We start from the raw sequence: 14,027 nt of genomic DNA on the forward strand, positions 1-14,027 counted from the left end.
GGGCCCGCTGCTACTTGATGCAGACCGCCCGCACCATCTTGATGTCGGTGATGCCCAGCAGGACTTTCTCGATGCCGTCCATCTTCAAGGTCAGCATGCCGTCTTCCAGCGCGGCCGCCAGCAGCTGGGCGACCCGGGCGTGCTCCTGTAGCAGCTTCTTGACCTTGTCGCTGCCTATCATCAGCTCGTGCAGGCCGACCCGGCCCTTGTAGCCCTTGTTGCACTCGTCGCAGCCGAGCGCGCGGTACAGCGTGAACTTGCCGTCCTTGGCGTAGCGCTGGCGCCAGCCGGCCAGCACGGCGGCGCGGCCGGCGGCGCCGTCCCGGATGAAGCTTTCCGTGTTGAGCAACTCCTCGCAGAACTCGGTCAACAGCAGGTTCAGCTCCGCTTCGTCCGGATGGTAGGCTTGCTTGCAGTTGCCGCACAGGCGCTTGGCCAGCCGCTGCGCCAGGATGCCCAGCAGTGCGTCGGCGAAGTTGAACGGGTCCATGCCCATGTCCAGCAGCCGCACGATCGATTCCGGCGCGCTGTTGGTGTGCAGCGTGGCGAACACCAGGTGGCCGGTCAGCGAGGCCTCGATGCCCATGCCGACGGTTTCCTTGTCGCGCATCTCGCCGACCATGATGATGTCCGGGTCGGCGCGCAGGAAGGCCCGCATCACGGTGGCGAAGTCCAGCCCCGCCTTGCGGTTGACCTGCACCTGGCGCAGGCCCTTCTGCGTGATCTCGACCGGATCCTCGGCGGTCCAGATCTTGGTGTCGGGCGTGTTCAGGTAGTTCAGCACCGAGTGCAGCGTGGTGGTCTTGCCGGAGCCGGTCGGGCCGCAGACGAAAAACAGGCCGTACGGTTTCTCGATGGTGGCGCGCAGCCGTTCCAGGTTGAACGGCAGCACGCCCAGCTTGTCGAGCGGGATCGGTTCGCCGGCCGCCAGGATCCGCATGACGATGTCCTCGACCCCGCCGGCCGAGGGGATGGTCGCCACCCGCAGCTCGATGTCCAGCGGCCCGTATTTCTTGAACTTGATCTTGCCGTCCTGCGGCTTGCGCCGCTCGGAGATGTCGAGGTCGCACATGATCTTGACCCGCGCCACCAGCGCGCTGCGGTAGGAGGCCGGGATCTCGATGTAGGGCACCAGCGTGCCGTCCTTGCGGAAGCGGATGCCGGTCTTGCCCTTGCCGGGCAGCGGCTCGATGTGGATGTCCGACACGCCCTGGCGGTAGGCGTCGACGATGATCTTGTTGAGCAGCTTGACCAGTTCGTTCTCGACCGCTTCCGACACCTCGGCCGAACCGCCCTCGCTGTCGCCGTCGTCGTCGTCCATGCCCGACAGCAGCTCGCCGACGCTGCCGCTGTCGCCGGCGGCGCCGAAGAAGTGCTCGATCAGCATGCGGAATTCGCGGTTGCTGGTGACGCGGAACACCGGCTTGGCCTTGGGGAAGATCTGGTTGACGATGTGGGTGTTGGCCACCCGCTCCGGGTCCAGCGCCACCACCAGCATGCCGTCCTTGCCGTCCTCCAGCGGCATCCAGCCGGATTCCTCGATGTACTGGCGCTTCAGGTTACGCAGCAGTTCGACCGGCTTGATGCGGTCCGCCTTGTAGTGTTCGTACGGCACGCCGAAGTGCCGCTCCAGCGAGGCGCCGATGGCCGCCAGCTTGACCTGGAACTCGTCGATCAGCACATCCTCGATGTCGTGGTCCTTTTTGCGGGCCGAGCGCGTGGCCAGCTCCAGCTCGGGCGCCGACAGCACCGCGTCGGTCACCAGCCCGTCATATTTGGTGCGTACCATTTGCGGCGGTTTCAGGCGCTGGCTGAAGGCCACCGACAGCGTCTCGCACAGCTCCTTGACGCCGTCCTCGGCGATGGAGGAGAACGGCGCGCGGTCGCGGTTGTTGATGAACTGGACCACGCCCAGCAGCTCGCGCGACTGCACCGCGATCAGCGGCGCCACCAGCATCTGCTTGGTGCGGTAGCCGGTGCGCTGGTCCACGCCCTGCTGGAAGCGCAGCTCCGGCGAGTAGCGCGCCAGCTCGCTCTGGTCGTAGACGTCGGCGAGGTTGACGGTCTTGCGGGTCAGCGCGACGTAGCCGGCGATCGAGGCCGGCGTGACCGCCAGCTTGAGGTCGCGGAACGAGGTCAGCCCGGTCTTGACCTTGGAGACGATGTAGTCTTTTTCATGGTCCATCGCGTACAGCGTGAAGCGGTCGCAGTTGAACAGGTCGCAGAATTCCATGCCGAGGTCGAGCATGATCTCGTCCAGGTTGCTGGTGGCGTGGATCTTGGTGGTGACCGTTTGCAGCTTCTGGAAAAACGCCAGCCGCAGGTCGACATCGCTGGGGTGTGGACTGGGGTGGCCGGCGTCGTTCATGTGCGCTTTCGCTAGGTCAGTGGAACTTCCATGCCTTCGTAAGCGAGGAAGACCTTCAGGTCGCCCAGCAGCGGCGCGTGGCGCGCCATCACATCGGCGAACACGGCTTCGAGTTCGTCGTCGCTGCGGGTCGGTTCATGATGGGTGCAGTATAGCGCTTTGGCGCCGGCGCGCAGCGCCATGGCGAACGCGGAATCGAAAGTGCCGTGGCCCCAGCCCTGCTTGGCCGGATATTCCTCGCGGGTGTAGGAGCAGTCGACGATCAGCGCGTCGACCCCTTGCACCGCGGCGTCGATCGCGGTGTTGCGCTCCTCCATCCACTGCTGGTAGGCGGCGTGCTGCGGGTGGCCGGGCGGATGGATGTTGTAGTGCGGCTCGTGGTCGCCGGTGAAGAACAGCGACTTGCCGTGGCACTCGATGCGGTAGCCGAGGTCGGTCACCGGGTGGTTCATCACCACATTGTGCACGGTGGCGTCGCCGACCTGGATCGGCTCGCCGATGGTCAGGGTCTGGTACTCGATGGTGGCGTCCATCTGGGTTTCGCTGACCGGGAAATAACTGTTTTGCAACTGCACGCCCATCACGTGCTCGATGCCGTTGCCGGTCACCGGGTCGGTCACGCCGTGCAGGCGCACGCGGCTGTCGCGCACGAACAGCGGCGTGAAGAAGGGCAGGCCGTGGATGTGGTCCCAGTGGCTGTGGGTGATGAAGATGTTGGCGTGGACCGGCGTTCTTTTGTTTTGCAGCAGGGACTGGGCCAGCGAAAAGATGCCGGTGCCGCCGTCGATGACGATCAGGGTGTCGTCGTCGGTGCGCACTTCGATGCAGGTGGTGTTGCCGCCATAACGCGCGGTGCGCGGGCCGGGGGAGGGAATGGAACCGCGCACTCCCCAAAAAATAAATTTCATACTCAATCCCTGTTCTTTTTTTACTAAATACTGCGGTCGATGATAGCTTTTTTTCTCGACAACAGGGAAAAACCCGACACTGCCGGCGCTAATTTTGTGTCCTGCGTCATTTGCCGATGTACAACAGCTTGTGCTAGAGATACACTCCGAAAGTGCGCCTGAGCGCTTGAAGGCCAGCGCAAGCCCATACTACAGGTATTGAAAAAACAACCATGCAAGAGTTGAACCAAACGCAGATCTCACAGCGGCTCGACCAGCTGACGGAACTGAGCGTCCAGTTGGGCAGCAGCCACGACACCGATACGCTGCTCGAGCGCATCCTGATCGTGGCCAAGAGCATGACCAACGCCGACGGCGGCACGCTGTACCGCCCCAGCGAGGACAAACGCTCCCTCGATTTTACGATCCTGATCAACGACACCCTGAAGACCCATCAGGGCGGCGTCGATGGCGAACCGATCACGGCGCCGGGCGTGCCCCTGTTCGACGAGAACGGCGAAAAAAACCTGGCCTCGGTGGCGGCCTACGCGGCCCACTTCGGCCTGTCGGTCAACATCGAGGACGTCTACAAGGCGGACGTGTTCAATTTCTCCGGCATGGTCAAGTTCGACCAGCTGCGCCACTACCATTCGCAATCGTTCCTGACGGTGCCGATGAGCGACCACGAGGGCGAGCTGGTCGGCGTGCTGCAACTGATCAACGCCAAGGACGGCGACACCGGCGCGATCCGCGCCTTCAGCCAGACCGACCAGCGCTTCATCGAGGCGCTGGCGGCGCAGGCCGCCGTGGCGCTGACCCACCAGCGCCTGATCGCCCAGCTGGAAGAACTGCTGGAGTCGCTAGTCAACCTGATCAACATCGGCATCGATGAAAAGTCGCCGTACACCGGCCGCCACTGCCAGTTCGTGCCGGAATTGACGATGCTGCTGGCCGAGGCCGTGCACAGCACCGAGACCGGCCCGATGGCCGATTTCCGCATGAGCGACGCCGACCGCAAGGAGCTGTGGCTGGCCGGCCTGCTGCACGACTGCGGCAAGATCACCACGCCGGTGCACGTGGTCGACAAGGCCACCAAACTGGAAACCATCTTCGACCGCATCGCCGTCATCGACACCCGCTTCGAAGTGCTGCTGCGCGACGCCGAGATCGCCGCGCTGCGGCGCAAGCTGGCCGGCGGCGACCACGCCGCCATCGATGAGGAGCTGGCGCAGCTGCAGGCCACGCTGCGCGAGGAGCGCGACTTCATCCGCTTTGCCAACGTCGGCGGCGAGGGCATGAAGGCGGACGACCAGGAGCGCGTGCGCCGCATCGGCCAGCGCCGCTGGGTCGGCGTCGATGGCGTCGAACAGGACTTCCTCGACGCCGACGAGCTGATGAACCTGACCATCAAGTTCGGCACCTTGACCGACACCGAGCGCAAGGTCATCAACAACCACATCTCGATGTCGATCCGCATGCTGGAGGCGCTGCCGTGGCCCAAGCATCTGAAGAACGTGCCCGAGTACGCCGGCGGCCACCACGAGCGCATGGACGGCAAGGGCTATCCGCGCGGGCTGACCAAGGACCAGATGTCGATCCAGGCGCGGGTGATGGCGATCGCCGACATCTTCGAGGCGCTGACGGCCAAGGACCGGCCTTACAAGAAAGGCAAGATGCTGTCGGAGTCGCTGCGCATCCTCGGCAACTTCTCGCTCAACGGCCACATCGATCCCGACCTGTTCGACATCTTCATCCGCAGCAAGATCTACCTGGTGTTCGCCCACAAGAACATGGACGAAAAACAGATCGACGCCATCGACGAGTCCAAGATCCCCGGCTATACACCCTAACGCCCTGACGCCCTAACCCCCGGAAGGAGCGCGCGTGCGCCTGATCCCCGCCAAGTGGACCAAGTCCCTGCTGAAGTACGGCCCGCGCTGGCTGCTCGGCGTGCTCATCACGACGGCCGGCGTGCTGTACTCGCTGAGCATCTGGGACAGCGAGGCGGTGGCCCGCTTCGACAACCTGCTGGCCGGCGAACGCATGAAGCTGGAGGCGCCGGTGCTCGATGCGCGCATCGTCATCGTCGACATCGACGGCAAGGCGCTGACCGAGTTCGGCCGCTTCCCGTGGAGCCGCAACGTGCAGGCGCGGCTGATCTCGCAGCTGACCGGCCACTACCAGGTCAAGGCGGTCGGCTACGATATCTCCTTCCCCGAGCCGGACACCAGTTCCGGCTACGGCGTGCTGGAGAAACTGTCCAACCACGAGCTGCGCGACGTGCCGGCGCTGCGCCAGAAGCTGGCCGAACTGAAGCCGTCGCTGGACTACGACGGCCTGTTCGCCGCCGCGCTGGCCGGGCAACCGGTGATCCTGGGCTTCAACCTGTCGCCGGACCAGGTCAAGGGCGAGCTGCCCAAGCCGCTGTTCAGCGAGCAGGACTTGAACGGCCGCGAACTGACCGCCTACAACGCCCCCGGCTACGAGGCCAACGTGCCGGTGCTGCAACGGGCGGCGGCCGGCGGCGGCAGTTTTTCCGTCTCCACCGACCCGGACGGCATCGTCCGTTCGGCCTACCTGATCCAGCAGGTCGGCGACCAATACTATCCTTCGCTGTCGGTGGCCACGGCCGGGCTGTACCTGGGGGCGCTGGCGATCAAGCCGCTGCTGACGGAATCGGTGGACCAGCTGTCGCAGAACCAGCTCGACAGCGGCGGCTACGACGCCCTGACCATCCTGCTGCCGGACCGCAAGCAGCGGGTGATCCCGGTCGGCGAGGCGATGACCACGGTGGTGCAGTTCCGCGGCACCGGCGGCCCGGCCGGCGGCGCCTTCCGCTACGTGTCGGCGGCGGACGTGCTGACCGGGCGCGCGCCGGTTGAGCTGCTGAAGGGCACGGTCGTGCTGATCGGCACCACCGCGCCCGGCCTGGTCGATCTGCGCGCCACCCCGGTCAAGGCCGAGTATCCGGGGGTGGAAATCCACGCCAACCTCATCAAGTCCATCCTCGACAACCGCTTCAAGTCGCGGCCCTATTATGCGTTCGCGCTCGAGGCCGGGCAGATCCTGGCGATCGGCCTGGTGCTCAGCTTTGCGCTGGCCGCGCTGTCGCCGCTGCGCTCGATCCTGCTGGGCGTGCTGGTGCTGGCCGCCAGCTTCGGCCTGAACTACTACGAATACGCCGCGCTCGACCTGATCTACAACCTGGCGATGCAGCTGATCGTGGTGGCCGCCGTGTTCGTGCTCAACGTGGCCTGGGGCTATTTCTTCGAGGTCAGGAAAGGCCAGGCGCTGGTGTCGCGCTTCGGCGAATACGTGGCCCCCGAGCTGGTGGCCGAGATGGCCGACGATCCCGAAAAATACAATATGGACGGCGAAAGCCGCGAGCTGACCGTGCTGTTCGTCGACGTGCGCGGCTTCACCACCATCTCCGAAGGGCTGACCCCCAAGCAGCTGCGCGAATACATCAACCTGTATCTGACGGCGATGTCGGAAGACATCCGCGACAGCCACCGCGGCACCCTGGACAAGTACATCGGCGACGCCGTCATGGCCTTCTGGGGGGCGCCGGTGGCGTTTGCCGACCACGCCAGCCGCGCGGTCGCCACCTCGCTGCTGATGCAGGCGTCCGCCCACCGCCTCAACGACGAGTTCGTCGCGCGCGGCTGGCCGCCGCTGAAGATCGGCATCGGCCTCAATTCCGGCCTGATGCACGTGGGCGACATGGGCTCGAAGATCCGCCGCGCCTACACCGTCATGGGCGACGCCGTGAACCTGGGCTCGCGGCTGGAGGGCATCACCAAGGTGTACGGGGTCGGCATCGCGGTCGGCGCGGCCACCCGCGCCGCCGCGCCGGAGTACGCCTACCGCGAGCTGGACCTGGTGCGGGTCAAGGGCAAGAACGAACCGGTGGCGATTTTCGAGCCGATCATTCTGGAAAAAGACCTGGATCCGGCCACCCGCGGCGAGCTGGAGCGCTGGCATGCGGCGCTCGCTGCCGTACGCGCGCAACAGTGGGATCAAGCAATGGCAATAATTGTTGATTTAAAGACATTATTGCCTGACCGCAGCCTGTATTCCTTATATACTGAGCGGATCGCACACTACCGAGCTCATCCTCCCGGCGCGGACTGGGACGGCGTCACCACGTTTGAAACCAAATAGTTGAAAAAGCGCAATCATGAAGGCGAAATAATAAGGCGCAATCTAGCCACAGGCAGGAAAAAAACTGTCCTCCAGACGGGAAAAAAAGTGGCGGCCTGAACAAAGAAGGCTACACTGAGAGGAATATTAGTTTCCTAGTGGCTATTCTTTGCGCGTGTTTTCAGCCCTTCGGACCACCTACAATCTTAAGCAACACACTCGCGGCGCACCGGGGCGCGCGGGACCAGATCCACACCGGATAGAGGATGCCCTTATGAACGCCGAGACCAGCCGCTCCCCACAACGCCGCGCACACACCGCGCCGCTGCGCCGCAAACTGATCGCCGTGCTGGTGGCCGCTTGTTACACCGGCGCCCAGGCGGCGCCGGTCAGCCCGACCGTGGTGGCGGGGCAGGCCAGCTTCAACCTCCAGGGCAAGACCTATTCGATCACCAACACCCCCAACACCATCATCAACTGGCAGAGTTTTTCGGTGGCGGCGGACGAGATCACCCGCTTCATCCAGCAGAGCGCCGACAGCAAGGTGTTGAACCGCATCACCGGCCAGAGCCCGACCCAGATCCTCGGCTCGCTGCAATCGAACGGCAAGGTGTTCCTGATCAATCCGAACGGCGTGCTGTTCGGCGCCGGCGCGCGGGTGGATGTGAACGGCCTGGTGGCCTCCAGCCTGGCGATCTCGAACGCCGACTTCCTGGCCGGCAAAAACAACTTCAGCGGCGACGCCGCGGCGGGCAAGGTCAGCAACGCCGGCACGATCACCACGCCGGCCGGCGGCCAGATCTTCCTGGTCGCGCCGGCGGTGGAGAACAGCGGCGTGATCTCGGCGCCCAACGGCGATGTGGTGCTGGCGGCAGGCCATAGCGTGCAACTGTTCGATTCCAAGGATCCGAACGTGCAGGTGGTGGTGTCGGCGCCGGCCGACCAGGCGCTGAACCTGGGGCAGATCGTGGCGCAGGGCGGGCGGGTCGGCGTGTACGGCGCGCTGGTCAGCCAACGCGGCGGCATCAACGCCAACAGCGCGGTGCGCGGCGCCAACGGCCAGATCATCCTGAAATCGAGCGGCACCACGCTGGTGGAGGCGGGCAGCAGCACCACCGCCAGCGGCAGCAACCTGAACACCGGCGGCGACATTCGACTGCTGGGCCCAAAGGTGGGCCTGACCGGCAACGCCGTGGTCGACGCCAGCGGCGCGGCCGGCGGCGGCACGGTGCTGGTCGGCGGCGATTACCAGGGCAACAACCCGGCGGTGCAGAATGCATTGCAAGCGTATGTCGGCAAGGACAGCGTGATCAAGGCCGACGCCACCGGGAACGGCGACGGCGGCAAGGTGATCGTCTGGGGCGACCAGGCCACGCAGATGTTCGGCAGCATCTCCGCGCGCGGCGGCGCGGCCGGCGGCAACGGCGGCTTCGTCGAAACCTCCGGCCATTACCTCGACATGCGCGGCCAGGTCGACACCCGCGCGCCCAAGGGCGCGACCGGCAAGCTGCTGCTCGATCCCAGCGATGTCTATATCGCCGACGACGACAGCGTGTCCGGCGTGCCCAGTTCGGTGGGCAACCTCAATCTGGTGGCCGGCGGCGGGATCTTCCTGGAGTCCGGCAGCGTGCAGGATTCGCTGTTGCTGACCAGCGTGCTGCACACGGCGCTGCTGGCCAGCGACGTGACGGTCAGCACGGGCAACGTCAACGGCAGCAGCGGCGGCGATATCTCGGTGCTGAGCGAAGTCCTGTTGCCCTCCAGCCGGACCCTGACGCTGACGGCCGATCGCGACATCCTGCTGAAAGCCCCCATCACCGGCGGCAGCGGCGACCTGGTGCTGACGTCGGGCCGCAACATCACGCAAGTCACGGAACCGATCTCCGCGCTCACGCTGCACAACCTGACGGCGCTGGCGGCCACCGACATCACGCTCGACAACACCAGCAACGCCATCGGCGGCGCCGCGTCGCTGCAAGCGACCAGCGGCAACATCCTGGTGACGGGGAGCAGCGTCAATCTCGGCGCCAGCAGCGCCGGCGGCACGCTGACGGCCACCGCCGGCAACAGCGACCTGGTGGTCAGTGGCGCCGTCACCGGCGCCGGCAACCTCGTGCTGAGCTCGACCAAGACGAATGGACAGGTGACGATCAACAGCGGGGCGTCGCTGTCGTCCAGCACCGGCACTATTGCCGTGCAGGCCGATAACATTGCGCTGGGAGGCGCGCTCACCAGCGCGGGCGATATGACGCTGACCTCGACCAAGGGGAACGGCCAGATTACGCTCGACAACGGCGTGGCACTGTCGGCCACCGCCGGCAACATCGTCATGCAATCCGATAACATGGCGCTCGGCGGCACCATGACCACCGCCACCCAGCATGGCGTGCGGCTGACGCCCAGATCCGACGCGACCGCCATCCAGGTCGGCGTCGGCGCCACCGACGGCGCCGGCGTGCTGGGCCTGAGCCAGGCCGAACTGGCCGGCGTGCATCTGCCGGTCAACGGCTGGCTGAGCATCGGCGAACGGGCCGACGGTAACTCCGGCGGCAGCGGTACCGGCAGCCTGTCGGTGGTGGGCAATCTGGACCTGACCGGCGGCCAGAATGCCGGCAGTTTGACGTTCTACAGCCAGGGCGGCAACATCAGCGTCAATTCCGGCGCGGCGGTCAACGGCAGCGGCGCGATCAGCCTGATCACCCGTGCCAACGGCGCCTACCGCGTCACCAATGCCGGCAGCATCACCTCCAGTTCCGGCATCAACCTGTACGCCGGCAAGATGACCCTGGCCAACGGTACGCTCAACAGCAATTCGGTCAGCCTGGGCTCGACCAACGCCATCGACATCGGCGCCTCCGGCGATCCGAGCGACACGCTGGTGCTGAGCAGCGCCGACCTGGCCAGCGTCACCGGCAGCGCGCTGACCATCGCGAACAACAAGGCCGCCGCGGCCGGCGACATCGTCGTCAGCGGGGCGCTGACCCGCACCAACAGCCTGAGCCTGACGGCCACCGGCAGCATCGCGCTGCAAGCGGCGGTCAGCACCGGCGGCCTGACGCTGAACGCGGGCACCGGCGTCACCGCCACCGACAGCGTGGCCGTCAACGGTATCTTCGACCTGCAATCCGGCGCCTGGTCGCAGGTCGGCACCCTGCCGACCTTCAGCGCCACCGATTTCCGTATCTCCGGCGGCAGCTTCGTGCGCGCCGTCAGCGGCGACGGCAGCAGCAGCACGCCGTTCCACCTGGCCGATGTCCATGGCCTGCAGGGGATAGGGTCCTTGTCCACCGGCTATTACTACACGCTCGACAACGATATCGACGCCAGCCAGACGGCGTACTGGAACAACAACGGCAGCGCCGTCTACGCCGGCTTCAAGCCGATCGGCGGCACCGACTACGCCTACAACGGCACGTTCAACGGCAACTACAAGACCATCAGCGGCCTCTACATCAAAAACGCCGGCAACCATACCGGCCTGTTCTCGGTGCTGGGTTCGGGCACGCTGCAGAACGTCAAACTGAGCGGCGCCACGGTCGAGGGCAGCAACTACACCGGCGCGCTGGTGGGCACCATCAATGTCGGCGGCAGCGTCAGCGGCGTGGCGGTCGAGGCCAACGTGATCGGCAATGGTTATAAGGCCGGCGGACTGGCGGGCTACTCCAACGGCGCCGTCAGCAACGTCTACGTGCAGGGCAACGTGACCGGCACGACCTCCGACAGCACCGGCACTACCGGCGGCCTGCTGGGTGTCAACGACAGTTCCGGAACCATCAACGCCGCCTACAGCAGCGGCAGCGTCAAGTCCAATACCAACGACGTGGTGAATGCGCTGGTTGGCGACGGCGCCGGCGGCGGCGCGGTGACGGGCGGCTACTTCCTGACCACCGGCGCCACCAGCGACAGCGCCGGCGCCGTCGGCCTGAACGCGACGCAGATGAAGCAGCAGGCCAGCTTCACCGGTTTCGACGTCAACAACAATTCGTCGGCGTGGCGCATCTATGAAGGCCACACGCTGCCCATGCTGCGCGGCTTCCTGACGCCGTTGTCGGTGCATGTGACCGGCAGCGGCAGCAGCAAGGTGTACGATGGCCAAACGGCCGCTTTCGGCCAGAGTTATACGCCGCCGGCCGACGTCAGCGGCGCGCTGGGTTACGACGACGCCGTCAATGCCGGCACCTACAACGTCGGCGGCCTGTACTCGGGCAAGTACGACATCAGCTACGACGCCACGCCGCAGCTGGTCATCACGCCGCGCCACATCACCGCCACCGTCACCGGCGCCAGCAAGACCTATGACCGCCTGAGCGAGCTGGTGCTGGGGACCTCCGACGGCACCTACAGCTTCAGCTACGGCAACACCGTCAACGGCGACGCGCCCGGCATCACCGGTGAGCTGAGCTTTGTCGACAAGCTCGCCGGCAGCGGCAAGACCGTCACCGTCGCCAGTCCGACGCTGACCAACAACCCGTATGGCAACTACGTGCTCGATGGCGGTGTCAGCGGCACCGGCGCGATCCACCAGGCCAGCCTGTCCATCAGCGGCCTGAGCGTTGCCGGCCGCACCTACGACGGCTCCGTCAACAACCTCACGCTCAACGGCCCCGGATCGGTGACCCCGATCTACGGCGACGACGTGACGCTGACCGGTTCCGGCACCGCCACGCTGCAGACCAAGGCCGCCGGCGCCAGCAAACCGGTCAACCTGGCGCTGGGCACCCTGGCCCTGAGCGGCGACGATGCCGCCAATTACCTGCTGGTCTTGCCGACCGATCTGATGACCGAGATCGCGAAGGCGCCGCTGACGGTGGGCGGCACGCTGACCGCCAACAGCCGCGTCTACAATCTGGATTGGAACCCGGCCGCCGGCGAGTACGGCACGCTGGCGGCACTGAACGTCGCCAACGGCACACTGAGCGGAAAAATCGGCAGCGACGTCGTCACCCTGTCCGCTGGCAGCGGCACCTTCGACACCCGCCACGTCGGCAGCGGCAAGAGCGTGACGGCCACCGGCTTCACGCTGGGCGGCACCGACGGCGGCAACTATATGGTGACCAATCTGCCGACCGGGCTGACCGCCAACATCACCCAGGCCACGCTGACGGCGACCCTGGCCAGCCGCGAGTACAACAACAGCACCGGCGCCCTGGCCGAGGGCGCCACGCTCTCCGGCGTGTTGAGCGCGACCGATGGCCCGCACGACACGGTGTCGCTGTTCGTCAGCGAAGGCGCCACCCTCAGCTACGCCGACAAGAACGTCGGCGTCAACAAAACCGTCACCGCCAGCGGCGGCACGCTCAGCCTGACCGGCACCGACGCCGGCAATTACACGCTCAACACCAGCACCGGCGTCCATGGCACCATCACCGCGCGTCCATTGTCGACCTGGAGCGGCAGCGGCGGCGGCTTGTGGAGCGCCGCCGGCAACTGGGTCGACAGCATCGCGCCGGACGGCGCCAACGTGCTGGCCGCCACCATCGGCAGCAGCGCCGGCACCATCACCTACGACGCCACCGCCGGCAGCACCACGCTGAACCAGCTCACCGTCGGCAGCGGCAGCCAGCTGGCGGTGACCGGCGGCACGCTGACCGTCGGCGGCGCCGCCAACCTGAGCGGCGCCACGCTCAACCTCAACGGCGGCAGCCTGGTGCTGAACGGCGCCACCACGGTCAGCAACCTGACGCTGGCCAGCGGCGTGCTCAGCGGCACCAACAGCGCCGCCACGCTGACCGCCTACAACCTGACGCAAACCAACGGCAGCATCGACATGAGCGGCTCGTTCAACGTCTATGGCTACAGCGGCATCTCGGTTGGCAATGTGCGGGCGCAGAATGGCATCACGCTGAACATGAGCGAGGGCAGCGGGGCGATCACCCAGACCGGCGCGCTGACCACCGACAGCCTGCATGCGGTCGGCACCAACGGCATCACGCTGACGAACAGCGGCAACCATGTGGGCGCCTTCACCGCCAGCAACAGCCAAGGCAGCATTCTGCTGAATAACACCGTCAGCAGCGGCGAGCTGGCGCTGGGTACGCTGACCACCACCAACGGCAACATCGTCATCGACAACCACGGCGGCATCCATACCGGCGGCACCATCCACGCCTACAACGGCGGGGTGTCGATCACCGCGCACAGCCCGATCACCATCAGCGACATCCTGATCGGCGACGACATCGCGCTGTCGGCCAGCACCGACATCACCTTGCAGGGGGGCTCGCAGCTGACCGCGGCCAACTCGATCAACATGGTGGCGACCAATAACATCGTGCTGGGCGGGCTGTTGAGCGTGAGCTCGCCGAGCGGCAGCATCTCGGCGGTCGCCACCAACGGTAACATCACGGTCGGCAGCGCCACCACGATCAGCAGCAACGGCGCGCAGGTGGTGCTGGCTGCCCCCTACGGTTCGGTGAGCACCTCGTCGGTCACGCTGGGCAGCAACACGGTGCCGAGCATCGATTCCGGCAGTGCCGCCGCGGCCGCCGCCGCTGCCGCCGCCCAGGCCGCCGCTGAGGCCAAGGCCGCCGCCGACGCCGCAGCCAAGGCCATCGCCGACGCCGCCGCCAAGGCCGCCGCCGACGCCGCCGCCAAGGCCGCCGCCGACGCCGCCGCCAAGGCTGCCGCCG

Annotated in this window: 5 protein-coding genes; 3 read left to right on the forward strand and 2 right to left on the reverse strand. The window is 66.2% G+C overall.

Going from position 1 to position 14,027, the window contains the following annotated elements; genetic code table 11:
* Nucleotides 1-10: 10 nt before the first annotated feature.
* Both AC1RMD_RS29985 and AC1RMD_RS29990 read right to left on the reverse strand, forming a co-directional pair.
* Nucleotides 11-2,368, reverse strand: coding sequence for a GspE/PulE family protein (locus AC1RMD_RS29985; RefSeq protein WP_492932307.1), 2,358 nt, complete (start codon nt 2,366-2,368; stop codon nt 11-13).
* Nucleotides 2,369-2,379: 11 nt separating this feature from the next.
* A complete protein-coding gene (locus tag AC1RMD_RS29990; protein ID WP_492932309.1) occupies nt 2,380-3,276 on the reverse strand; it encodes an MBL fold metallo-hydrolase in 897 nt (298 codons plus the stop codon).
* A 212-nt stretch (nt 3,277-3,488) separates the two neighbouring features.
* On the opposite strand from AC1RMD_RS29990, the gene AC1RMD_RS29995 reads away from it, so the two are divergent.
* From AC1RMD_RS29995 to AC1RMD_RS30005, 3 genes are all read left to right on the forward strand, one after another.
* A complete protein-coding gene (locus AC1RMD_RS29995) occupies nt 3,489-5,105 on the forward strand; it encodes an HD domain-containing phosphohydrolase (protein WP_492932311.1) in 1,617 nt (538 codons plus the stop codon).
* Between the two features lie 34 nt (nt 5,106-5,139).
* Nucleotides 5,140-7,419 carry a CHASE2 domain-containing protein gene (locus AC1RMD_RS30000; RefSeq protein ID WP_492932313.1) on the forward strand — a complete coding sequence of 760 codons (2,280 nt, stop codon included), beginning with the start codon at nt 5,140-5,142 and terminating at the stop codon, nt 7,417-7,419.
* 253 nt (nt 7,420-7,672) lie between these two features.
* Nucleotides 7,673-14,027: YDG domain-containing protein (locus AC1RMD_RS30005; protein WP_492932315.1), on the forward strand; the 6,355-nt coding region annotated here is incomplete at its 3' end.

It is taken from the genome of Duganella sp. GW822-FHT06D06 (genome assembly GCF_058799615.1).

Coding starts and splice junctions, on each gene's coding strand:
- AC1RMD_RS29990 (WP_492932309.1), bottom strand. CDS start 3,276: ATGAAATTTATTTTTTGGGGAGTGCGCGGTTCCATTCCCTCCCCCGGC.
- AC1RMD_RS29995 (WP_492932311.1), top strand. CDS start 3,489: ATGCAAGAGTTGAACCAAACGCAGATCTCACAGCGGCTCGACCAGCTG.
- AC1RMD_RS29985 (WP_492932307.1), bottom strand. CDS start 2,368: ATGAACGACGCCGGCCACCCCAGTCCACACCCCAGCGATGTCGACCTG.